The following is a 21299-nucleotide window of genomic DNA, read 5'->3' on the forward strand; positions in this document are numbered from 1 at the left end:
AATGGCCCAACCGCATGCGGTCGAGGTTCTGCTGCGGCCAGCGGTGGAGCTTCATACCGTGGCGGTCTGCACCGGCGCCGCGATTCTGTGCCTGGTGGCACCGTGGTCGCTCGCGCTGAACCCGCTGCTCGGCCTGGGCTCGGCACTGGCCTTCCTGATCTTCGGCGCGATTCGCCTGCGCGATGCCTGGGCGATCCTGCGCTATCGCCGCAACATCCGCCGCCTGCCGCGCTACGTGATGACCAGCCGCGACGTGCCGGTGAGCCAACAGCGGCTGTTCGTCGGCCGAGGCTTTCGCTGGGAGCAGCGGCACACGCACCGGCTGATGCAGACCTACCGGCCGGGGTTCCGCCGCTATGTCGAGCCGACGGCGATCTACCGGGCCGCCCGGCGGCTGGAGGAGCGGCTTGAGTTCGCGCCGTTTCCCGTCTCGACACTGGCGCGCGCGCTGGCCTGGGACAGCCCGCTCAACCCGGCGCGGCCGCTGCCGCCGGTCGGCGGGCTGCCGCGCCTGCACGGCATCGAGCCGCATGAGGTCGACGTCACGCTGCCGCTGGGCGAGCGCGTCGGCCACTCCCTGGTGCTGGGCACCACGCGCGTGGGCAAGACGCGGCTGGCCGAGCTGTTCATCACCCAGGACATCCGCCGCAAGGTCCGCGGCGAGCACGAGGTGGTGATCGTCTTCGACCCCAAGGGCGATGCGGACCTGTTGAAGCGCATGTACGTCGAGGCCAAGCGCGCCGGGCGCGAAGGCGAGTTCTACGTGTTCCATCTGGGCTGGCCGGACATCTCGGCGCGCTACAACGCCGTGGGCCGGTTCGGACGGATCTCCGAGGTGGCCACGCGCATCGCCGGGCAGCTCTCCGGCGAAGGCAACAGCGCCGCGTTCCGCGAATTCGCCTGGCGCTTCGTCAACATCATCGCGCGCGCCCTGGTGGAACTGGGACAGCGGCCGGACTACCTGCTGATCCAGCGCCACGTCATCAACATCGACGCGCTGTTCATCGAGTACGCCCAGCACTACTTCGCCAAGAACGAGCCGAAGGCCTGGGAGGTCATCGTCCAGCTCGAAGCCAAGCTGAACGACAAGAACATCCCGCGCAACATGATCGGGCGCGAGAAGCGCGTGGTGGCCCTCGAACAGTACCTGTCCCAAGTGCGCGTCTATGACCCCGTGCTCGACGGTCTGCGCAGCGCCGTGCGCTACGACCGGACGTACTTCGACAAGATCGTCGCTTCGCTGCTGCCGCTGCTGGAGAAGCTCACCACCGGCAAGATCGCGCAACTGCTCGCACCGAACTATTCCGACCTGTCCGACCCGCGACCGATCTTCGACTGGATGCAGGTCATCCGCAAACGCGCGGTGGTCTACGTGGGGCTGGATGCGCTGTCCGACGCCGAAGTCGCGGCGGCGGTGGGCAACTCGATGTTCAGCGATCTGGTCTCGGTCGCCGGCCACATCTACAAGTTCGGCGTCGACGACGGGCTGCCCGGCGCCGCGGCGGGCGCCAAGATTCCGATCAACGTCCACGCCGACGAATTCAATGAACTCATGGGCGACGAGTTCATCCCGATGGTCAACAAGGGCGGCGGTGCCGGCGTGCAGGTGACGGCCTACACGCAGACCTTGAGCGACATCGAGGCGCGCATCGGCAATCGTGCCAAGGCCGGTCAGGTGGTCGGCAACTTCAACAACCTGTTCATGCTGCGCGTGCGCGAGACCGCCACCGCCGAGCTGCTGACGCGACAACTGCCCAAGGTCGAGGTGTACGCCACGGCACTGATGAGCGGCGCCACCGACAGCTCCGACCCGCACGGCAATACCGCGTTCACGTCCAACACGCAGGACCGCATCAGCACGACCAGCGTGCCGTTGATCGAGCCCGCGCATGTGGTGGCGCTACCGAAGGGGCAGTGCTTCGCGCTGATCGAGGGCGGCAACCTCTGGAAAGTCCGCATGCCGCTGCCGGCACCCGACCCCGACGAAGCCATGCCGAAGGATCTGCAGGAGCTGGCCGGCTACATGCGGCAGCACTACGTCGAGGCAGGAGACTGGTGGGAGAACCAAGGCATCCCCGGCCTGCAGGACAAGGCGCTGCCCGACGACCTGCTGGACGACTTCAGGCAGATGGCCGCCGCTGAAGAGGCCGAAGCATGAGCGATCCGGCCGTCGCGGCACAGCGCCAGCAGCAACGACAGCAAGGCCTGATCGCCGGCCTGGTCACGCTGCCGTTCCGCTTCTTCGGCGTGCTGTGCGGCGCGCTGCTGCTGTGCATCCTGATCGAATGCGTCGGCATGCACTTCTTCTGGCCCGAGCAGGGCTGGCGCCACGCGCAGGGCATGCTGCACTACGAGCTGGATCAGCTCTCCACGCATTTCACGCGCAGCGCGCTGGTGCAGGAGCCGGGGCGCACCGCGCACCGGCTGGTCGAACTGGGCTACGACTGGCTGTTCGTGAAGAGCGGTCTGCTGGACTGGATACGCGACGCCTCGGCGCAGGCCGGCGCCGGCAGCCATCGCCCGACCAAGGATTTCCGCTACTACATCGGCTTGGTCTACGTGAACGTGGAGAGCTACCTGATCGCGGCGGCCTACACGACGCTGGTCTTCCTCGTGCGGCTGCTGGTGCTGTGCCTGACCCTGCCGCTGTTCCTGATGGCCGCCTTCGTCGGGCTGGTGGACGGCCTGGTGCGCCGGGACATCCGCCGCTTCGGGGCGGGACGCGAGTCGGGGTTCATCTATCACCGCGCCAGGGCCAGCTTGATCCCGCTGGCCGTACTGCCGTGGGTGACTTATCTGGCACTGCCGGTCAGCGTGAACCCGCTGCTGATCCTGCTGCCCAGCGCCGCATTGCTCGGCGTGGCGGTGTGCATTGCGGCGGCGACGTTCAAGAAGTACCTGTAGTGCAACCGGTAAGTGGCTCCACGGCGCGAATACGGTTTGCACACTATTTCGGCAAAGTCATCGACGTGCCATAAGGTAGCAAGGGCAGCCCTAACTCCTTGAGGAATTCGTTGTGCCGCTCGGTAGCCGTCTTGATTTTTTGATCCAACAAAACCAGTTCTGAATGCACCGCCGCGACGTCGATCTCCTCCTCGGCTTCTGCCGTACTCACGTAGCGCGAAATGTTGAGGTTGAAATCGTTCTTCTCGATCTCCTCCATGCTTACACGGCGCGCGTAGCGATGCTCTTCCTTGCGGAACTGGTACGTGTCGATGATCTTGTCGATGTGCTCGGGCAAGAGCTGGTTCTGCCGCTTGCCCTTTTCATAATGCTCGGCCGCGTTGATGAACAGCACGTCGTCCGGCTTCTTGCACTTCTTCAGCACCAAGATGCACACCGGTATGCCGGTGGAGAAGAACAGGTTGGCCGGCAAGCCGATCACGGTGTCGATGTGGCCGTCCTTGAGCAGCTTGGTGCGGATGCGCGCTTCCGCGCCGCCACGGAACAGCACACCGTGCGGCAGGATGATGGCCATCACGCCATCCTGCTTCAGGAAGTGGAAGCCGTGCAGAAGGAAGGCAAAGTCGGCCGCCGACTTCGGAGCGAGGCCGTGGTTCTTGAAGCGCACGTCCTCGCCGAGCGCATCGGTTGGTTGTCGATCTTCTCGCCGGAAAAGAGCGCAATGGCTTCTTCCACCGGCTTCTGCTGCTGCCGGAAGTCGAGGATGTTGCCGTAGGGCTTGCTGTCGTTCAGCACGCGATTGGTGCGCGAAAAAGTCGGTGCTGATGCGCAACTGGTTGACCACCTCGAAGTCGTTCTTGCACCAGTCGCGGATGTTGACGAGGGTGTAGTTCAGCGGCGTGCCGTCGTCGCGCTCGAAGCTGTTGATGTTGCGCAGCGTCTGGGCAGCGTTGTAGACATCGGACGTGATCACGCTGTCGAGCAAGCGCTGGAATTCGCTGTCGGTCAGGCGAACGCGGTTGAGGGCCTGGAACTTCTCTCGGAAATTCGCCTCCAGCGCGGCACGGTCGCGGATGTCGGGGCGGTAGGTGTATTTGAGATCTTCCAGTGCGGCAATCAGATCTCGTTCGATTTGGTTTTCTGTTGTCGTCATGAACCGGCCCCCTTCCTTCGCAGTGCTGTTTAGACCCATGTTCACACTGCCTCCGATTTCTTCCTGTTGATGCTCTCGGCGATCCAGCGATCCAGTTCGGAGCGGCGAAAGCGCCACGTGCCCCCGAGCTTGAACGCCGGAATTTCTCCCTTCTGGGCCAAGCGATAGACCGTCCGTTTTCCGGCTTTGAGGTATGCGGCGACTTCGTCGAGAGTCAGGATTTCGTCTTCTGGATCAGTCATCGTCTTGCCTTTGCCATTTGCCGACGCTGGATTTCGTTAGCCAAGATTGGCCAATTCTACCAAGCACGGTAGGCGCTCGCCAGCTCCGCATTCCGGCAGCTCTGCGCAGTCGATGGCCGCCTCGACCCAGGAATCCGGTCATGTCGTAGTTCCCATTCCCTGCGGCGCAAAGCGAGAGCGCGCCACAGCATCTGGTCATCCGCTTCAACGAGGAATGGCACGATGGGACAGACCAACCGCCGCGCATCCGCATGGCCTTCGCTGGCCGTGCTGTTGGCCGTGTTGCTCTCGGCCATGCAACCCGCCATCGCCGCCGACAGCCTCGCCTCGGAGCGTGAGCAACTCGCCGCGCTCACGCGCCAGCTCGACCTGAACGACCGCCTCGCCGAGCACGCCGCCAATACCGCTCCGCAGGAACGCGCCCGCTACCACTTCGACTACGCCCGACTGCGCGCCGACCTGAACCGCGTTCGCGTCGGCCTGCAGGACTACCTCCTGCCCCAGCGCGCCCAGCCGCGCGACCCCGTCCCGCTGGTCGGCGATTACGTCCGCCGCGACCGCTCCGACGACGAGGAGCCGTCGCCATGACGCCTTCCGCCGATCAGGTCGCCGCCTTCCACGCCAACGGCGGCTTTGCGCCTTCGGCCGTCGCCACCGTCGTGCTCAGCTTCGTGTTCGCCGTTCTGCTGCTGTGGGGCGTATGGGCCATGCGCACCGCCTACGTCGGCTGGGCCGAGCACCGCATCACTGAGCGTCAGTTCCTCGCCGTCGTCGTGCGCTTCGTGGCGATGTACCTGGTGCTGACGTTCTTCCTCCTCTCTTGACCGTCACGAAAGGCCATACGCCATGAACACGCCAACGACATCCCATCGCATTCCGTTCCGCATCGCCGTACCGCTGCTGCTGCCGCTGGCGCTCGCGGGCCTGCCGCTGTCGGCCTTCGCGCAGGGCCTGCCGACCATGGAAGACCCATCGCGCGGCCAGGGCAGCGGCATCCTGCAGACCTTGCAGAACTACGGCTACGACATCGTGCTGCTGATCGCGCTGCTCGTGGTCGCCTCGATGTTCGTCGGTGTCTGCTATCACGCCTACACCCGCTACTCGGAGATCCACACCGGCCGCGCCACCTGGGGCCAGTTCGGCCTGACGGTCGCCGTGGGTGCGATCCTGCTGGTGGTCGGCATCTGGCTGCTCACCAAGGCCACCGGCGTGCTCTGAGGGCGGCAAGCGATGGCCGTCCCCTCGGAGACCCCGCGCGACACGCTGGTGACGTTCCTGCCGCACCGGCTGAACCGCCAGCCGGTGGTCGTGCGCGGGCTGACCGCCGACGAGTTGTGGATCTGCGCCGGCCTGTCGGCCGCAGCCGGGTTCGCGCTCGGCCTGCCGCTGGCCTGGCTCACGCACAGCATCGCCATGGTGCCCACGCTGATCGTCGCCGGCATCGCGTTGGGCGTCTTCGTCGGCGGTGGCTTCCTGCGTGCGCAGAAGCGCGGCCGGCCCGACACCTGGCTGTACCGGCAGCTCCAGTGGCGGCTGGCATTGCGGCACCCGGCGCTGGCAGCGCTCCTGGGCGGGCAGCGCCTCATCACCCGCTCGGGCTACTGGACGACCCGGCGCAACGCCGATCGAGGTGCGCCATGAGCCGTTTCAAGAACGAGGTTGCGCACCTGCAGGCGCACGTGAAGACGTTGCGTCTGGGGGCCGGCGCGTTGTTCGTGGTGGCGCTGCTGCTCGGTTTCGGTTGGTGGAGTGCGCCGAAGAGTCTGACCATCCATGTGCCGCCGGACCTGCGCTCGGGCAGCACGCGCAAGTGGTGGGACGTGCCGCCCGAGAGCGTGTATGCCTTCTCCTTCTACATCTGGCAGCAGGTACAGCGCTGGCCCACGAACGGCGAAGAAGACTACCCGCGCAACCTGCGCGCGCTGTCGGCCTACCTGACGCCGAGCTGCCGGGCCTTTCTGCAACAGGACTACGAGTACCGGCGCGCCAGTGGCGAGCTGCGTCAGCGCGTGCGCGGCATCTACGAGATTCCCGGCCGCGGCTACGGCGACGATCCGGCCACGCGCGTCAAGGTGGTTTCCGACCGCGATTGGATCGTCACGCTCGACGTGAGCGCGGATGAATACTACGGCTCCGAGCAGGTCAAGCGCGCCCTGGTGCGCTACCCCATCAAGGTCGTCCGGCTAGACATCGACCCCGAGCGCAACCCCTTTGGCCTGGCGCTCGACTGCTACGCCAGCGCACCCCAGCGCATCGAACCGCCGCCGACGCCGACCCAGGCCGGCGCGCCCGCCAACGCCTCCGGCCACCTGCAGGGAGACTCTCCATGAAGTCCGTTGCCTTGTCGGCCCTGGCCGGCGTCCTGCTGATCCTCGGTTTCGTGCCGGCCAGCCAAGCCGTGGAAATCCTGCGCTGGGAGCGGCTGCCCCTGCCGGTGCCGCTGGTGGTCGGCCAGGAGCGCGTGGTCTTCATCGACCGCAATGTGCGCGTCGGCGTGCCGGCCAGCGTTGGCGATCACCTGCGCGTGCAGAGTGCGGGCGGCGCGATCTACCTGCGGGCGAGCGAGCCGATTCCGCCCACGCGGCTGCAACTGCAGGACGTGGAATCCGGCGCGCTGATCCTGCTCGACATCGCCGCCGAGCCGGCGAAGGACGGCCAGGCGCCGCTGGAGCCGGTGCGCATCGTGGATGCGGAAGCCCCCGCCAAGCGCTACGGCGGCGGTGCAGCAAGCGGCGCGGACGAGCAGGCCGATGCGCCCGCGGGCAAATCCGTTCCCCGGCGCGAAACGCCGGTACCGGTCGTGCTGACGCGCCATGCCGCACAGAACCTGTACGCGCCGCTGCGCACCGTCGAGCCGGTCGCCGGCATCGGGCGCGTAAACCTGCGCCGCGGCCTCGCGCTGGACACCTTGCTGCCGACGTTGCCGGTGCACGCGCGGGCATTGGCCGCGTGGCGCCTGGAAGACCAGTGGGTGACGGCCGTGCGACTCACCAACACCGCCGCGCGTTGGCTCGACCTCGACCCGCGCGCCCTGCAGGGGAACTTCGTGGCGGCGACCTTCCAGCATCCGAACCTGGGGCCGGCCGGCACCCCGTCCGACACCACGGTGCTCTATTTGGTCACGCGCGGCCACGGCCTGGCCGAGTCGCTGCTGCCGGCGCTGAGCCCGATCGACGCCAGCGTGAACCTGCCGCCGGCCGCCGCGGCCGGCTCGACCGGAGGAGCGCGCGATGAAAAGTAATCCGTTGCTCAAGTGGCTGCTGATCCCGATGGCGCTGCTGCTGGTGTTCGTCGGCATCAAGCTGTTCTCCGGCGCGCCCGGCGGCCAGCCCGCTCCCAAGGGCGCGGCCAGTACGCTCACGCCCGAGGAGATGAAAGCCCTGGGCATCGCTGGCGACACGCCGCGCGATACCGTCGCCACGCTGGTGGCCCAGGTGAAGCAGTTGCGCACCGAGCTGCAGAGCGCGCTGGGCGACAACAAGCAGCACAAGGCCGAGAACGAGCGCCTGCGCGCGCGGGAAAGCGCGATCGACCAACGCATCCAGAGCGCGCTGGAAGGCGAGCGCAGCCGCCTGGAGCAGGAGCGCGCCCAAGTGGCCAGCGACAGGCATCAGACCGAGGGGCTGATGCAGGATCTGCAGCGGCAACTGGACGGCCTTGCGGGCAAGGGCGGCCCGTCCGACCTGCCCGTCGGGCTGGGGCTGGAGGAGGGTGACGGCCAGCGCTTCGACCGCGGCACCAGTAACACGCAGTGGGTCGAGCCCGACGATGCCAAAGTGGACGCCACGAGCGGGAGCAAAGCGCCGGGCTTTCCATCGAGCTTCGGGCCGGCCCAGAAAAGCCTGTCGGCCACGGTGGAATCCGTCGCCGACGTTGGCAGCCGCGCGGTGGGCGCATCCACGAGGGCCGTGTACACCGTGCCGTCGAACTCCACGCTCATGGGGTCGATTGCCATGACGGCGCTGATCGGGCGCGTACCGATCGATGGAACCGTCAACGACCCGTACCCGTTCAAGGTGCTGATCGGCCCGGACAACCTCACGGCCAACGGCATCGACATCCCCGACGTCGCCGGCGCCGTGGTCAGCGGCACGGCCTCGGGCGACTGGACCCTCTCGTGCGTGCGCGGGCAAATCCGCTCGGTCACGTTCGTGTTCCAGGACGGCACCATCCGCACGGTGCCGGAGGACAGCAGCAAGGGCAGTAGCAGCGGCGGCAACTCGGGGCACAACGGCGCCAGCATCCAAGGCGGCCTGGGCTGGATCAGCGACCCCTACGGCATTCCCTGCGTCAGCGGCGAGCGGCGCAGCAACGCCCAGCAGTACCTGGGCAGCCAGGCACTCATCACCGCGGCCGGCGCCGGCGCGGCCTCGCTCATCAAGTCCGACAACGGCAGCGTGGCCGTGGTCGCCAACAGCAACGGCTCGCTGGGCACCGTCGGCATCAGCGGCAACGAAGCGATGGGCCGCATCCTCGCGGGCGGCGTGCGCGACATGGCCGATTGGGTCAACAAGCTCTACGGCCAGGCCTTCGCGGCGGTCTACGTGCAGCCTGGCGCCAGGGTGGCCGTGCATCTGGAGCAGCCGCTCGACATCGACTACGACGCCAAGGGGCGTCGGGTCCACCACCGCACCGGAGAAGCCCATGCCTCGGATCTGGATTGACGCGGCCGCCGTGCTGCTGGCGGCCACCCTGCTCGGCGGCTGCGCTACCAGCAAGGAGAAGCTGCTGCCGCACGGCGACAGCACCATGCTCGACATCTGGCATCAGGAGACCGGCGGCAGCGCGGGCGGCGGCCAAGCCGCCCGGCAACTGCTCGATGCGCGCCAGGGCCTGCGCCGGCCGCTGACCGAGGCCGCTGTGCAGGCAACGCCCGGCATGCAGGCGCGCTACACCCGTACCGCGCAGAACGAGATTTACCGCCAGTTCCACCGCCTGCCGAACCCCGACCTGGTGATGTACGTATTCCCGCACCTGGCGGGCACCGACCCGGTGCCGGTGCCCGGCTACAGCACGGTGTTCCCGCTCTACCAGCGCGTGCAGTACGCGATGCCGGGCGAGCGCGTGGAGGACTACTGATGGCCTGGTGGTCACGCAAGCCCGGCGCATCGCCTGCTGACGCCGCGGATGCGACCGATGATGCCTGGGCACGGCACGTAACGGCCTTGGCGGCACAGGGTGTCGCCGAGCCGGGCAGCGCGCTCGGCCGGGGCCGGCGCAGACCGGCCACCCAGGCCGACCACGATGCGCTCTATGGCGTCGCGCCGTCGTTCGCGGACTTGCTGCCCTGGGTCGAGTACCTGCCCGGCAGCAAGTGCATGTTGCTGGAAGACGGCCAGTCGGTGGCGGCCTTCTTCGAACTGGCGCCGGTCGGCACCGAGGGCCGCGAGATGGCCTGGCTATGGCAGGCGCGCGATGCGCTGGAGAACGCCCTGCAGGACTCCTTCGACGAGTTGGACGACAACCCTTGGGTGGTGCAGCTCTACGCCCAGGACGAGGCCGACTGGGACAACTATCTGCGCTCCCTGGCGAACTACCTGCAGCCGCGTGCGCAGGGCAGCGCGTTCAGCGACTTCTACCTGCGCTTCTTCGCCCATCACCTGCGGGCCATCGCCAAGCCGGGTGGCCTGTTCGAGGACACCACGGTGACGCGCCTGCCGTGGCGCGGCCAGGTCCGGCGCGTGCGCATGGTGGTCTACCGCCGCACGTCCGCCGCCCCGGCCTCGCGGCGCGGCCAGTCGCCCGAGCAGGCGCTGACCACGATCTGCGACCGCCTCGTCGGCGGGCTGGCGAATGCCGGCGTGAAGGCCCGGCGTCTCGGCGCGGCGGACATCCACGCCTGGCTGCTGCGCTGGTTCAACCCGAACCCGACCTTGCTCGGCGCCACTGCCGAAGACCGGGAACGCTTCTACGCGCTGACCCGCTACCCGGAAGAGCGGGAGGAGGGCGAGATCGAACTCGCCAGCGGCACCGACTTCGCGCAGCGCCTGTTCTTCGGCCAGCCACGCTCGGACGTGCCGAACGGCCTGTGGTTCTTCGACGGCATGCCGCATCGGGTGATCGTGATGGATCGCCTGCGCACGCCACCCGTGACGGGCCATCTGACGGGCGAGACGCGCAAGGGCGGCGACGCCATGAACGCGCTGTTCGACCAGATGCCCGAGGACACGGTGATGTGCCTGACGCTGGTCGCCACGCCCCAGGACGTGCTGGAGGCACACCTCAACCACCTCGCCAGGAAGGCCGTCGGCGAGACCCTGGCCTCGGAGCAGACCCGGCAGGACGTGCAGCAGGCGCGCGGCCTGATCGGCAGTGCGCACAAGCTCTACCGCGGCGCGCTGGCGTTCTACCTGCGCGGCCGCGACCTGGCCCAGCTCGATGCGCGCGGCCTGCAGCTCGTCAACGTGATGCTCAACGCCGGCCTGCAGCCGGTGCGCGAGGAAGACGAGGTGGCGCCGCTGAACAGCTATCTGCGCTGGCTGCCGTGCGTGTTCGATCCGGCTGCCGACAAGCGCCAGTGGTACACCCAGCTCATGTTCGCGCAACATGCGGCGAACCTGGCGCCGGTCTGGGGCCGCAGCCAGGGCACGGGGCATCCGGGCATCACGTTCTTCAACCGCGGCGGCGGGCCGATCACCTTCGATCCGTTGAACCGCCTCGACCGGCAGATGAACGCGCATCTGTTCCTGTTCGGCCCCACGGGTTCGGGCAAGAGCGCGACGCTCAACAACATCCTGAATCAGGTGACGGCGATCTATCGGCCGCGCCTGTTCATCGTCGAGGCGGGCAACAGCTTCGGCCTGTTCGGCGACTTCGCCGCACGGCTGGGTCTCACCGTGCATCGGGTGAAGCTCGCGCCCGGCGCGGGCGTCAGTCTGGCTCCGTTCGCCGACGCCTGGCGCCTGGTCGATACGCCGAGCCAGGTACAGACGCTGGACGCTGATGCGCTCGACGAAGACCAGACCGATGCCGGCATGGCCGTGGAAGGCGATGAGCAGCGTGACGTGCTCGGCGAACTGGAGATCACTGCACGGCTGATGATCACCGGCGGCGAGGACAAGGAAGAAGCGCGCATGACGCGCGCCGACCGCAGCCTGATCCGCCAGTGCATCCTCGATGCGGCCCAGCGCTGCGTAGCGGAGAAGCGCACGGTACTGACCCGCGACGTGCGCGAGGCGCTGCGCGAGCGCGCCCGCGACGCCACGCTGCCTGAGATGCGGCGCGCACGGCTGCTGGAGATGGCCGACGCCATGGACATGTTCTGCCAAGGCGTGGACGGCGAGATGTTCGACCGGTCCGGCACGCCGTGGCCCGAGGCGGACATCACCATCGTGGATCTCGCCACCTTCGCGCGCGAGGGCTACAACGCCCAACTCTCGATTGCCTACATCTCGCTCATCAACACCGTCAACAACATCGCCGAGCGCGACCAGTTCCTGGGCCGCCCGATCATCAACGTGACGGACGAAGGCCACATCATCACGAAGAACCCGCTGCTCGCGCCCTACGTGGTCAAGATCACCAAGATGTGGCGCAAGCTCGGCGCCTGGTTCTGGCTCGCCACGCAGAACCTGGACGACCTGCCGAAAGCGGCCGAGCCCATGCTCAACATGATCGAGTGGTGGATCTGCCTGTCGATGCCGCCCGATGAAGTCGAGAAGATCGCGCGCTTCCGCGAACTCAACGCTTCGCAGAAGGCGCTGATGCTCTCGGCCCGCAAGGAGGCCGGCAAGTTCAGCGAGGGCGTCATCCTGTCCAAGTCGATGGAAGTGCTGTTCCGCGCCGTGCCGCCCAGCCTCTACCTGGCGATGGCGATGACCGAGCCCGAAGAGAAGGCCGAACGCTTCCAGTTGATGCAGCAGCACGGCATCAGCGAGCTGGACGCCGCCTTCCGCGTGGCCGAGAAGATCGACCGTGCGCGGGGCATCGAACCGCTGGCGCTGGATACGTTGGCCTGACGGGAGCGACACGATGCGCCTGCCCTCATTCGCCCGCCGTCATCCCTGGATCGGTCTGCTGATCGTGGTGACGATTGCGGTTGCCTCGTGGATGCTGCTGCGCGCGCCGCATCCGGCAACCGAGTCCATGCCCCTGGCCGCCGCCGGGTCCGAGGGGCCGAAACCGGCTGGCCCGCCCTGGCTGTATGGCCGTGCCGATGCGCGCTTCACGGTGGTCGGCTACGCCGACCTGGAGTGTCCGTACTGCCGGGCCTACTTCCCCGAACTCAAGCGCTGGATCGACGCCCATCCCGAGGTGAACTGGCAGTGGCACCACCTGCCGCTGTCCATGCACGAGCCGGCCGCGACTGCCGGGGCACGCCTGGCCGAGTGCGCGGGCGAGACGGGCGGACACGCCGCGCTTTGGCAGGCAGTGGCCTGGCTCTACGCAAACACCCGTGGCGACGGCCAGGGCCTGCCGGAGGGCCTGCGCTATCCCGACCTCACGCCGGCCATGCAGGGTTGTCTCGACAGCGAGCGCCCCGATGCCGTCATCCGTGCCCAGGCGGCGGAAGCAGCACAGCAGGGCATCGCGGCCACGCCGGCCCTGCAACTGCGCGACCGCGAGTCCGGCAAGACCCTCCTGCTGCACGGTCCCGTCGAAGGCGATGCCTTGCTGTCGGCCATCGACCTGCTCGCCGCCGGCAGCACGACCGCGGCCGAACCCGCCCATTCCCCAGACATGCCCGCCGGCGTCGCCGGTGACATGCCCAGGTAGCCATCGATCTTCAAGGCTGCGGCGCGGCTCGTCCGCGTTGATCGAAACCCGTTCGCATCGCATCCCTTGACGCGAACAGCCACCGCATCCGCGGTGGTGGATGCCCGCTCGTCACCTGTTCCATCCCCATCGTCCCCCGGAGGGTTTGCCCTCCTGGGGCAGGCGCCCTCCGATCTCATCCATTGGAGGTTCGCCATGTCTCTTGCCATCGCCGACTCCCGCCCGGAGTCGCTCACCCTGATCGCCGCCCAGCACGAAGACTGGATCATCCAGCAGGCCATCACCCTGCTGGAGAACCGCGTGTTCAAGGCCGGTCCGGCGCTGGGCAGTCCCGCCGCCGTGCGCGACTACCTGCGCCTGAAACTGGTCGCGGAGCCGAACGAAATCTTCGCCGTCGTGTTTCTCGACAACCAGCACCAGGTGCTCGCCTACGAGCCGCTGTTCAAGGGCACGGTCGACCAGACTTCGGTGTATCCGAGGGTGGTGGTCCAGCGTGCGCTGGCGCTCAACGCTTCGGCGCTGATCCTGGCGCATCAGCATCCCTCGGGGAACACCGAGCCCTCGGCCGCTGATCGTGTGATCACCGAGCGGCTGAAGAGCGCCCTGGCCACCGTCGATGTCCGGGTGCTGGATCACTTCATCGTCGGCAAGGGCAGCCCGTACTCGTTCGCCGAAGCCGGCTTGTTGTAGTCCGCAGGCGCCCCTTCCGGGGGCGCCTTGCGTCTTGCCCCTATCCACACGTTCGCGATGCGCTCTGATGGTCGCGACTTTCGGAAGCTTGGAAGGCTTGTGGGATAGGCGACTGAACCGGCCTTTACCTGTTGAGAAGCACACCTTTGCATGGCAGAATCTGCATATTTTCTAGTTGCCAGCAACGCGAATGTCTGCCGTCACCGCCATCCAGTACACTCAGGACCAGATGCGCACGCTAACCGGCGTGTCCGTCGAAACGGTGCGGCATTGGCGCAAGACCGTGCCCTACTTGGCGTCCAAGACCGGGAAGGCTGCCCGATTCACCTTCGCGGATCTCCTAGGCTTGGCCGTTACCAATGAGTTGGTCAGCTCGTTGGGAGTGCACATCGCCACCGTCAGCGTCGGCGTTGACGCGCTCTTTCGGTTGCTGGGCACGAGTAGCGCATTGGCGCTGAATGGGTCCGTGGCGTTCGTGACGGCCACTTCGGCGACCCTGTGCGATATCGGCCCCGAGGGGATTGGACCGGCGCCGACGCAACCGACTCTCGTCATCCCGCTCGATCCGTTGATCATGCGGCTTCAGCAGCACATGCTGCCGATCGTCCCGACGCCGAGCCAGGCAGCGTTGCCGTTTCCACCCGAAGCTATCCGGAGTAGGGCGTGAACACTGCCACGCTGGAACAGGTGCTCGCCGCAACCGGCTACCTGCCGGACGGGCAACCCGCGCCCGGTCTTCGGTTGGGGGCCGAGGCGCAGTCCTCGCGCCACGGCCGCGTTTTTGTTCCGGACGCATTGTGGCGCAGCGCGTCGTCGTTGACCGTCTACTTCAAGTTTGAGCAAAGCGCGCCTGCAGACGATCTGGTCAGCCAGTGGCGACGAGAGGTCTGGAACGAGGGGTTCGCGCCGTTGCTGTGGGTGATCTCGCCGCAGCGTATCGACCTGTACAACGGTTTCGGCACACCCGCGAAAGAAGGCGATGCCCAGAGACATTTGATTCGGCGTTTCGAGAACATCGAAGGTTCGCTTCATGAACTGGACGAGTTGGCCGGCCGACTGGCGATCGAGACGGGCCAATTCTGGGCCCAGGTGCCGGCCATCGATCGCAAGACCAGCGTCGATCAGAAGCTCCTGTCTGACCTTGGATGTCTCGAACGCGATTTGGTCGCAGGCAATCTCGCGCGCGATGCGGCGCAGGCCTTGATTGGGCGCGTGATCTTCACCCAGTACCTGATTGACCGCGAGATCGTCAGTGCGGCGCGGTTGAAGCGGGTATGCGGCCGCACGGCGTTGCCGGCGATCCTGCGCGACCGGCCAGCGACCAGCAAGCTGTTCGCATGGCTGGCCCAGACCTTCAACGGCGATATGTTTCCGCCCTCGTCGGTGAAAACGACACCAGCAGCTCACCATTTGACGCGGGTTGCGGAGTTCCTGGAGGCTGTCGATCCTGAAAGCGGGCAACTCAGCTTCTTCCCGTACCAGTTCGACGTGATTCCGGTCGAGCTCATCAGCTCGATCTACGAGCAGTTTGCACATGCTGAGCCGCAGACTGGAGGAAAGCGCACAGAAGCGTTGCGAAACGGCGTGCACTACACGCGACTGTCCGTCGTCTCGCTGGTCCTCGATGAGGTCATGGATGGTCTATCTGGACGGGAGTCGGTGCTGGATTTGACGTGCGGCTCCGGTGTCTTCCTGGTCGAAGCGCTGCGGCGCTTGGTTCATCTTCGCTCGCAAGGTCAGCCGCCCACGAGGGAGCTGATCCGCTCGACGCTCTACGGGCAGGTGTATGGCGTAGACATTAGCGAAGCCGCGATTCGCGTCGCTGCGTTCAGCCTGTACCTGGCTGCGCTTGAGCTGGACCCTGACCCGCAACCACCGCAGTCCCTGAAGTTCCAGCCATTGATCGGCAGGACATTGCTCGTCGGTGACGCTCGTACTGTCGAACGTGATGGAGATGGCAAGGCCGTGCTGGCGACGCCGACAGGGCTGAAGCAGTTCGACCTTATCGTGGGCAATCCCCCTTGGAGCTTTAGGGGGCAGACAGGAACCGAAGCGCGGCGCAAGACCAGGGTTGCGGGCGTACCTGCGCAACCGCGCGGTGAAGGCTTGGATTTCGTGTTGCGAGCGGCGGAGTTCTCACATGAGAAGACCCGTTTCGGCATCATTCTTAGCGCGATGCCGTTCTTCAGCCGCAGCGGCACCGGCATGGCAGCAGCTCAGCATGTGATGCGAGCCGTGGCTCCGATCACCTTGGTAAATCTGTCCAATTTGTGCAGTTGGCTCTTCGCGACAGCGGCCATGCCCGCAGTGGTTCTCTTTGCCCGTCATCGACCGAAGCAGCGAACGGATCAGGTCACGGTCGTTCAGATCCCGTGGACGCCCAGCGGTGCAAGGACTCATTCGTTCGAGGTGGCGCCGAGTGACGTCATCACTTTGACACTCGACGAAATCCAAGAACAGCCGTTGAAGCTCAAGGCAGCAGCCGTTGGCCGGCGCCGTGACCTCCTATTGCTGGATGACTTGACTTCGGCCCACAGAAATCTGGGCGAGCAACTCTCATTACTCGACACTACCTTCCAGGTTGGATTGATTCGCGGGGCCCCAGAGAATCAGACGCGCGATGCTCGCCCGCTAAAAGGATTGGATGTACTGCAAGTCAAAGACATGCAGCACTTCAACATTCCCGATGATTTGCCGACTTTCAGCCAATCGAAGGCACAATGGCCACGATCGCGGGAGATATATCAAGCCCCGCTTCTCATCGTGAAGGAAATGCTTCTGGGGAGTCCACGCGTCTTGGCGGCCGTCTCCGAGCGGGATCTCGTCTTCACGAACTCATACTTCGCAGTGTCTCTTCCGAGAGGGCACACGCGGACGGCACATTTGCTTGCCACCGTGTTGAGTTCTGCTTTTGCGACATGGTTCTTCTATCTGACCGCTGCAGAGTTTGGAATCTACAAGAGGAAGCTGCTGGCTCGCGACCTCAGCTTCCTACCGGTGCCTAATTTCACGAGCGCAGTGAAATCTGAGGCTGGCCAGCGCCTGCTGCAGATTGAGAAGAATCTGCGCGCCAACGGCACCGACGAGAGGGGATGGGCTGAACTGGACGAAGCTGTCTTCGATCTGTACGAACTGAACGATGCCGACCGAACTGTCATTCGAGACGGCCTCCTTCGCGCCGGGTGGCAATGGGAAACCGGCCGCGAATCATCCGTGGAGCCATCGGACAGTCGTACTGAGGTCACGGCGTATGCCAAGACGTTCCTGTCCGTTATCGAGGATTGGCTTTCCGTTCGCAATAAGCGGCACATGCGCGCCGAAGTGCTCGACTTGCCAAGCAGTTCGGCCTTGCGCGTCGTGCGCTTTGTCTTGGAAGAAGGGCCGGGTAATGCGAGCGTGAGCGTCGTGGCACCACAAGGCGAATTGGGTGAAGTACTGGCACGTATCGGCAGGCGCCTGAAAGTCAAGATTGCGACCGCGCTCAGTGCAGAGCGGGAATTGCGAGTACACGGACGCAACGAAGTCGTGATCATCAAGCCAGCAGCGCGGCGCTACTGGATGGGCATAGCGGCACTGGAAGATGCCGATGCAGTGGTCGCGGAGAGCTTTTCAGGGGGCAAAGTTTGAGGATCCCCTATGAGGCACCTCCTGCACTGGGCAGAGAGTTCATTGAACTTGAGCCCGAGGTTGTGGCGGTCATTCTGCTGACACTGGCCGCAGGTTGGCAGCGAGCATGCGCAGCCGAGGACGTGAATGCCAACGCTGGAGAGGTAATCATGACCGAGCGCCTGCGGGACGGGATGCGCATTGCGCTGAAGAACTCCCCGTGGAAGCAGATCATGGTGCTGCCTGGCACGGAATCGCGATCCAAAAGCAACGTGATGCTGCCAGACGGACGTACCGACATCCCGCTGGCGTTCGTCGAAATTTTCTTGCGCACGCAGGAGCATGATCCGCACGCGATCATCGAATGCAAACGAATCGCCGGGTCGGACACTCACTTGTGTCGAGAGTACGTCGTCGAGGGCATGGATCGATTCATCCAGGAGAAGTACGGCGAGAACCATGCTATCGGCTTCATGGTGGGGTACGTTCTTGCCGGCGCTCCTTCGGAATCCGCGGATGGCGTCAACGCTTACTTGAGAAGAGTTTCGCGCTCGGTAGATCGCCTCGCCCCGAGCGACATCAGTGACGGGACTTGGCAGAGCCTACATGCACGCTCCAAGCCGTCGATGCCGATTCGCTTACAGCATGCGTTTCTTGGGTTCGCGGGCACCTCAGCGTCCCGCACCTGATCTCCGCCTCCGACAGGAGGCAATCACAACGCTCACAACGGCATAGGGTATGAAACCGGCAGGGGCCGGATGCGGTTTCTTTGTCGCGCTAGATCGGCACTTGAAGTCGACTGTGACTTTGATCGACTCCAAGGACGCCCGATATGCCGGCCCCCGTCTTCAAGGCTTCGCCCCGGCTGCCGACCATCAGCATTGCGCCCGGACTGTGGGCAGTGCTGTTCATGTTTACCCAGACTGCAGCAGCCGACGTGCTCGTCGTCACCGACAGCCGTCATCCGGTGCAGGCTCCAGCCGGCGTGCGGATCATCGAGCTGGACCAGGCCACGCGCATCGAGGTCGAACTCGCCGCGCACCTACCGGCCGACCCGCAACAGGCTGCAGCCCTGGTGCGGCAGCGGTTGCATGACGGCGGCGAGGCCCTTCAACGCCGCATCGGCCACGCCTACCAAGGTGTCGCGGATGCCTGGGGACTGGGCATCGCCAAGATTCCCGCCGTGGTGGTCGATCGACGCTACGTGGTCTACGGCGAGCCCGACGTGCCCCGCGCCGTCGCGCGCATCAACGCCTACCGGAGCACGCAGCCATGAGCCTCCTGCTGGCATCCCGGCGCCTGCGCGCCACCGTCGCCTCGCTGCTGCTGAGCACGGCCACGTCGACGTTCGCCCTGGACACCGCCACCATCGTCTCGTCGGCGCTGTCCCCCGACTGCCTCGAATACCGCGTGGTCGGTATCTGCTACTGGCTGTACTGCACGCCCTTCGGCTGCTCGGTTCGCACTTCCGTCAAGGTGCGCCACTACGTCCCCGATGCGGTGGTGTCGAGCTACTCGAACACCGGCGAAAACCCGTGGCTGGAAGTCAGGGCGATGAGCATGCCCAACCCGACCGCGAAGGCTGGCGGTGACGGCACGACCAATCACGACAACGAGAACAACCTCGCCAAGTTCAAGAACGCCGATGTCATCGGCCATCCGGCCGGGATGGTGTTCAGCCAGTTCGCCAGCGCCTCCGGCTACACCTGCGAAGGCGCTGGCACGGCCTTCATGCCGTATCTGCTGAGCACGCTCGACACGATCGCCTGGCGCTACAACATCCCGGAAGCGTTCTACCCCGAAGCGCTCATCCCCGGCCGGCGCGAAATCGGTACGCGCACCGGCCTGAACCTCTGGGGCAACGTGTATCCCCGTGGTGGCTTCCTGCACCAGACCGACGACCACAAGAGCGGCGCCGTGGTCGCGCAGCGCGCGGGCGACATCGTGACGCGCCGCAACCAGATTCACGTGTACCAGCCTCTGCTGGCCAACGCCCGCGACGGCTACTGGCCGGCCGGCGCGCTGATGGAGACCGACGCATCGACGGGCAAGTGGCAGGAGCTGACGCCCACGCTCTCGAACAGTTGCGTGGTCTTCCCGCACAGCCGCACCCGCGTGCAGGCCCAGCAAGGCGACTACGCCTGGGCCCTGTGGCGGCCTTACTCCTGCTGCCGGCGCCGTGGCCAGGTCTTCCTCGGCAGCGTCGATTTCATGTGAGGAACCCACGATGAACGCCTCCCTCCCTGACTTCCTGCACCGCGCGAAATCGCCCCTGCGGGCCACGCTGCTCGTGGCGGCCATCACGCTGGTCGTCGGCGTCGCCTGGGCGCAGACGCGCATCGATCCCAATGGCGTGAACGTCAGCGGCAGCGTGATCGGCGACGACGTGCTCTACAGCATCGGCGGCGGCCGGGCCGTGTCGATGGGTGGTGCCGGCAACATGCAGAGCATCGGCGTGGGGGTCGGCTGGAACAGCAACCTGATCTGCGGCGACATGAGCATCACCACGACGCTGCAGAACCAGCTCAACGGCATCACCAACGGCTTCCAGACGATCATGAGCAACGTGATCCAGAACGCCACCAGCGCCGTGGCCTCGCTGCCGGCGCTGATCATCCAGCGCGCCGACCCGGGCCTGTACAACCTGCTCACCAACGGCATCCTGCAGGCGCGCCTGGATTTCGACCGCTCGAAGATGACCTGCCGGGCCATCGCCAATCGCATGGCGGACATGGCCGGCGGCCAGGCCGGCTGGGACCAGCTCGCCGAGGGGATGGCGCTGCGGGATGCGGTCAGCAGCACCGATGCCGTCTCCGCCATCGAGCAGGCCGAGTCCAACAAAGGGAACAACGGCGTGCCCTGGGTCGGCGGCGGCAACGCGGGCGGCTCCGGCCAGAGTTCGATCAAGGTGGTCGGCGACGTGACGCGAGCGGGCTACAACCTGCTCAACGGGCGCAGCGCCACCGATACCTCGTCGATCACGCGCAGCGCCTGCAGCAACCGCCTGACCTGCCAAACCTGGTCGTCGCCTGGCGCGGCCGCGGACTGGGCGACCCGCGTGTTGGGCGAACGCGAGCAACGCACCTGCGAAAACTGCACGAAGACCCAGACCACGCCTGGCGTCGGGCTGACGCCAATGATCCAGGAAGAGTACGAGACCAAGCTGCAGGCGCTGCAGGAACTGGTGACGGGCGCCCGGCCGACGACGCCGGCCAATCTCGATGCGGCCGGCAGCAGCTCGCTGCCGATCACCCGCGGCGTGATCGAGGCCCTGCGGGACGAACCCGACCAGGACGTGCTGGGCAAGCGCCTGGCGTCCGAGGCGGCGCTGTCGAGCGTGCTGGAGAAGGCCCTGCTGCTGCAACGCACGTTGCTGACCGGCAAGAAGGAGCCGAACGTCGCCGCCAACGAGCTGGCCGTGCGGGCGGTCGACCAGGAGAACAGCGCGCTGGAGCAGGAGATCAACAACCTCAAGACCGAACTGGAGCTGCGCCGCACGCTGGCCGGCAACTCGGCGATGGCGATCATCCAGCGCCACAGCACCCGCGCTGCCGGTTCGCGCGGCGTCTTCGAGGGCGACACCACACGCGACCGTCTGCGGGAAGTCCAGAAGCCGCGGAGCGGTACGCCATGAGCCGGCTGGCCTGGCTGCGGCTGCCATGGCTGTTCAACCGCCGCGTCGGCGTGGCGCTGCTGTGGACCTTGCTGGTGGTGGCCGCCGCGGTGGCGGTGAACATCGCCGGCATCCACGTGGTCGGCGGCGTCGAGGGCTGGCAGCACTGGCTGCAGGCGCACGCCGGCCACTTCTTCGTGTGGCGGCTGTGCCTCTACGGAGCGACGGCTTACGGCTGGTGGTGGATGCGTCGGCGCCTGTTGCGGCGGGAGCCGTCACGCGAGACGCATCAGCGCCTGCTGCGCACGGAGATCGCAGCGGTGATCGCCGTGGTCGCGCTGGAAGCCAGCCAACTGTTGCGGCACGGCTGAGACCG

21 protein-coding genes and 2 pseudogenes are annotated in these 21299 nt (G+C 66.2%); 20 read left to right on the forward strand and 3 right to left on the reverse strand.

Annotated features, from left to right (window positions below; translation table 11 throughout):
• Position 1: 1 nt before the first annotated feature.
• Together traD and MID00_RS05130 are read left to right on the forward strand one after the other, a co-directional pair.
• Entirely contained in the window at positions 2–2158 is a 2157-nt protein-coding gene (gene traD, locus MID00_RS05125) for a type IV conjugative transfer system coupling protein TraD (RefSeq protein WP_058147915.1), read from the forward strand.
• A complete protein-coding gene (locus tag MID00_RS05130; protein WP_254499818.1) occupies positions 2155–2904 on the forward strand; it encodes a TIGR03747 family integrating conjugative element membrane protein in 750 nt (249 codons plus the stop codon). The genes traD and MID00_RS05130 overlap by 4 nt, the downstream gene beginning before the upstream one ends.
• Positions 2905–2947: 43 nt before the next feature.
• Here the strand turns inward: MID00_RS05130 and MID00_RS05135 are convergent.
• The 3 genes and pseudogenes from MID00_RS05135 to MID00_RS05145 all read right to left on the reverse strand — a co-directional run.
• Positions 2948–3595, reverse strand: a pseudogene (locus tag MID00_RS05135) (N-6 DNA methylase); the annotation flags it as partial.
• A gap of 123 nt (positions 3596–3718) precedes the next feature.
• Positions 3719–4057 (reverse strand): annotated as a pseudogene (locus MID00_RS05140) (type I restriction endonuclease); the annotation flags it as partial.
• 41 nt (positions 4058–4098) lie between these two features.
• Positions 4099–4299, reverse strand: coding sequence for a helix-turn-helix domain-containing protein (locus MID00_RS05145; protein WP_004254928.1), 201 nt, complete (start codon positions 4297–4299; stop codon positions 4099–4101).
• Between the two features lie 222 nt (positions 4300–4521).
• Between MID00_RS05145 and MID00_RS05150 the strand changes: the two genes are divergently transcribed.
• The 18 genes from MID00_RS05150 (at position 4522) to MID00_RS05235 (ending at position 21294) form a co-directional block, all read left to right on the forward strand.
• The gene (locus tag MID00_RS05150; protein WP_254499820.1) at positions 4522–4887 is read left to right on the forward strand and encodes an RAQPRD family integrative conjugative element protein; all 366 of its coding nucleotides are present in this window, start codon (positions 4522–4524) and stop codon (positions 4885–4887) included.
• Positions 4884–5123 carry a TIGR03758 family integrating conjugative element protein gene (locus MID00_RS05155; RefSeq protein ID WP_254499822.1) on the forward strand — a complete coding sequence of 80 codons (240 nt, stop codon included), beginning with the start codon at positions 4884–4886 and terminating at the stop codon, positions 5121–5123. The genes MID00_RS05150 and MID00_RS05155 overlap by 4 nt, the downstream gene beginning before the upstream one ends.
• 22 nt (positions 5124–5145) lie before the next feature.
• A complete protein-coding gene (locus MID00_RS05160) occupies positions 5146–5517 on the forward strand; it encodes a TIGR03745 family integrating conjugative element membrane protein (RefSeq protein ID WP_254499824.1) in 372 nt (123 codons plus the stop codon).
• A 12-nt stretch (positions 5518–5529) separates the two neighbouring features.
• Complete coding sequence (locus tag MID00_RS05165; protein ID WP_023443884.1) at positions 5530–5940, forward strand: TIGR03750 family conjugal transfer protein; 411 nt, start codon at positions 5530–5532, stop codon at positions 5938–5940.
• Positions 5937–6629, forward strand: coding sequence for a PFL_4703 family integrating conjugative element protein (locus MID00_RS05170; protein ID WP_065085010.1), 693 nt, complete (start codon positions 5937–5939; stop codon positions 6627–6629). The genes MID00_RS05165 and MID00_RS05170 overlap by 4 nt, the downstream gene beginning before the upstream one ends.
• Positions 6626–7540: a TIGR03749 family integrating conjugative element protein gene (locus MID00_RS05175; RefSeq protein WP_065085011.1), complete on the forward strand. Its 915-nt coding sequence runs from the start codon at positions 6626–6628 to the stop codon at positions 7538–7540. Before MID00_RS05170 ends, MID00_RS05175 begins: the two co-directional genes overlap by 4 nt.
• The gene (locus MID00_RS05180) at positions 7530–8963 is read left to right on the forward strand and encodes a TIGR03752 family integrating conjugative element protein (RefSeq protein ID WP_254499827.1); all 1434 of its coding nucleotides are present in this window, start codon (positions 7530–7532) and stop codon (positions 8961–8963) included. Before MID00_RS05175 ends, MID00_RS05180 begins: the two co-directional genes overlap by 11 nt.
• Positions 8944–9378 (forward strand): TIGR03751 family conjugal transfer lipoprotein, encoded by a 435-nt coding sequence (locus MID00_RS05185; protein WP_043221487.1) that lies wholly within the window; start codon positions 8944–8946, stop codon positions 9376–9378. Before MID00_RS05180 ends, MID00_RS05185 begins: the two co-directional genes overlap by 20 nt.
• Positions 9378–12257: a conjugative transfer ATPase gene (locus tag MID00_RS05190; RefSeq protein ID WP_254499828.1), complete on the forward strand. Its 2880-nt coding sequence runs from the start codon at positions 9378–9380 to the stop codon at positions 12255–12257. Before MID00_RS05185 ends, MID00_RS05190 begins: the two co-directional genes overlap by 1 nt.
• A 13-nt stretch (positions 12258–12270) precedes the next feature.
• Positions 12271–13014 carry a DsbA family protein gene (locus MID00_RS05195; RefSeq protein ID WP_016446150.1) on the forward strand — a complete coding sequence of 248 codons (744 nt, stop codon included), beginning with the start codon at positions 12271–12273 and terminating at the stop codon, positions 13012–13014.
• A 195-nt stretch (positions 13015–13209) separates the two neighbouring features.
• Positions 13210–13704, forward strand: coding sequence for a DNA repair protein RadC (radC, locus tag MID00_RS05200; RefSeq protein WP_003140985.1), 495 nt, complete (start codon positions 13210–13212; stop codon positions 13702–13704).
• Positions 13705–13894: 190 nt separating this feature from the next.
• Entirely contained in the window at positions 13895–14371 is a 477-nt protein-coding gene (locus tag MID00_RS05205) for a MerR family transcriptional regulator (protein WP_016446149.1), read from the forward strand.
• On the forward strand, positions 14368–17331 hold the full coding sequence (locus MID00_RS05210; RefSeq protein ID WP_031688111.1) for a class I SAM-dependent DNA methyltransferase: 2964 nt from the start codon (positions 14368–14370) through the stop codon (positions 17329–17331). The genes MID00_RS05205 and MID00_RS05210 overlap by 4 nt, the downstream gene beginning before the upstream one ends.
• A gap of 149 nt (positions 17332–17480) precedes the next feature.
• Complete coding sequence (locus tag MID00_RS05215) at positions 17481–17999, forward strand: hypothetical protein (protein ID WP_017462901.1); 519 nt, start codon at positions 17481–17483, stop codon at positions 17997–17999.
• 143 nt (positions 18000–18142) lie between these two features.
• Positions 18143–18586 (forward strand): TIGR03757 family integrating conjugative element protein, encoded by a 444-nt coding sequence (locus tag MID00_RS05220; RefSeq protein WP_016446147.1) that lies wholly within the window; start codon positions 18143–18145, stop codon positions 18584–18586.
• Positions 18583–19527: a TIGR03756 family integrating conjugative element protein gene (locus MID00_RS05225; RefSeq protein WP_013982144.1), complete on the forward strand. Its 945-nt coding sequence runs from the start codon at positions 18583–18585 to the stop codon at positions 19525–19527. The genes MID00_RS05220 and MID00_RS05225 overlap by 4 nt, the downstream gene beginning before the upstream one ends.
• Positions 19528–19537: 10 nt before the next feature.
• Complete coding sequence (locus tag MID00_RS05230; RefSeq protein ID WP_254499829.1) at positions 19538–20944, forward strand: integrating conjugative element protein; 1407 nt, start codon at positions 19538–19540, stop codon at positions 20942–20944.
• Positions 20941–21294, forward strand: a complete 354-nt coding sequence (locus MID00_RS05235; RefSeq protein ID WP_003292115.1) for a hypothetical protein — start codon at positions 20941–20943, stop codon at positions 21292–21294. Before MID00_RS05230 ends, MID00_RS05235 begins: the two co-directional genes overlap by 4 nt.
• The last annotated feature ends 5 nt before the right edge of the window (positions 21295–21299 follow it).

The organism is Alcaligenes sp. NLF5-7 (assembly GCF_024266725.1).
In the GTDB taxonomy this organism is placed as follows: Bacteria; Pseudomonadota; Gammaproteobacteria; order Burkholderiales; family Burkholderiaceae_B; genus Alcaligenes; species Alcaligenes phenolicus.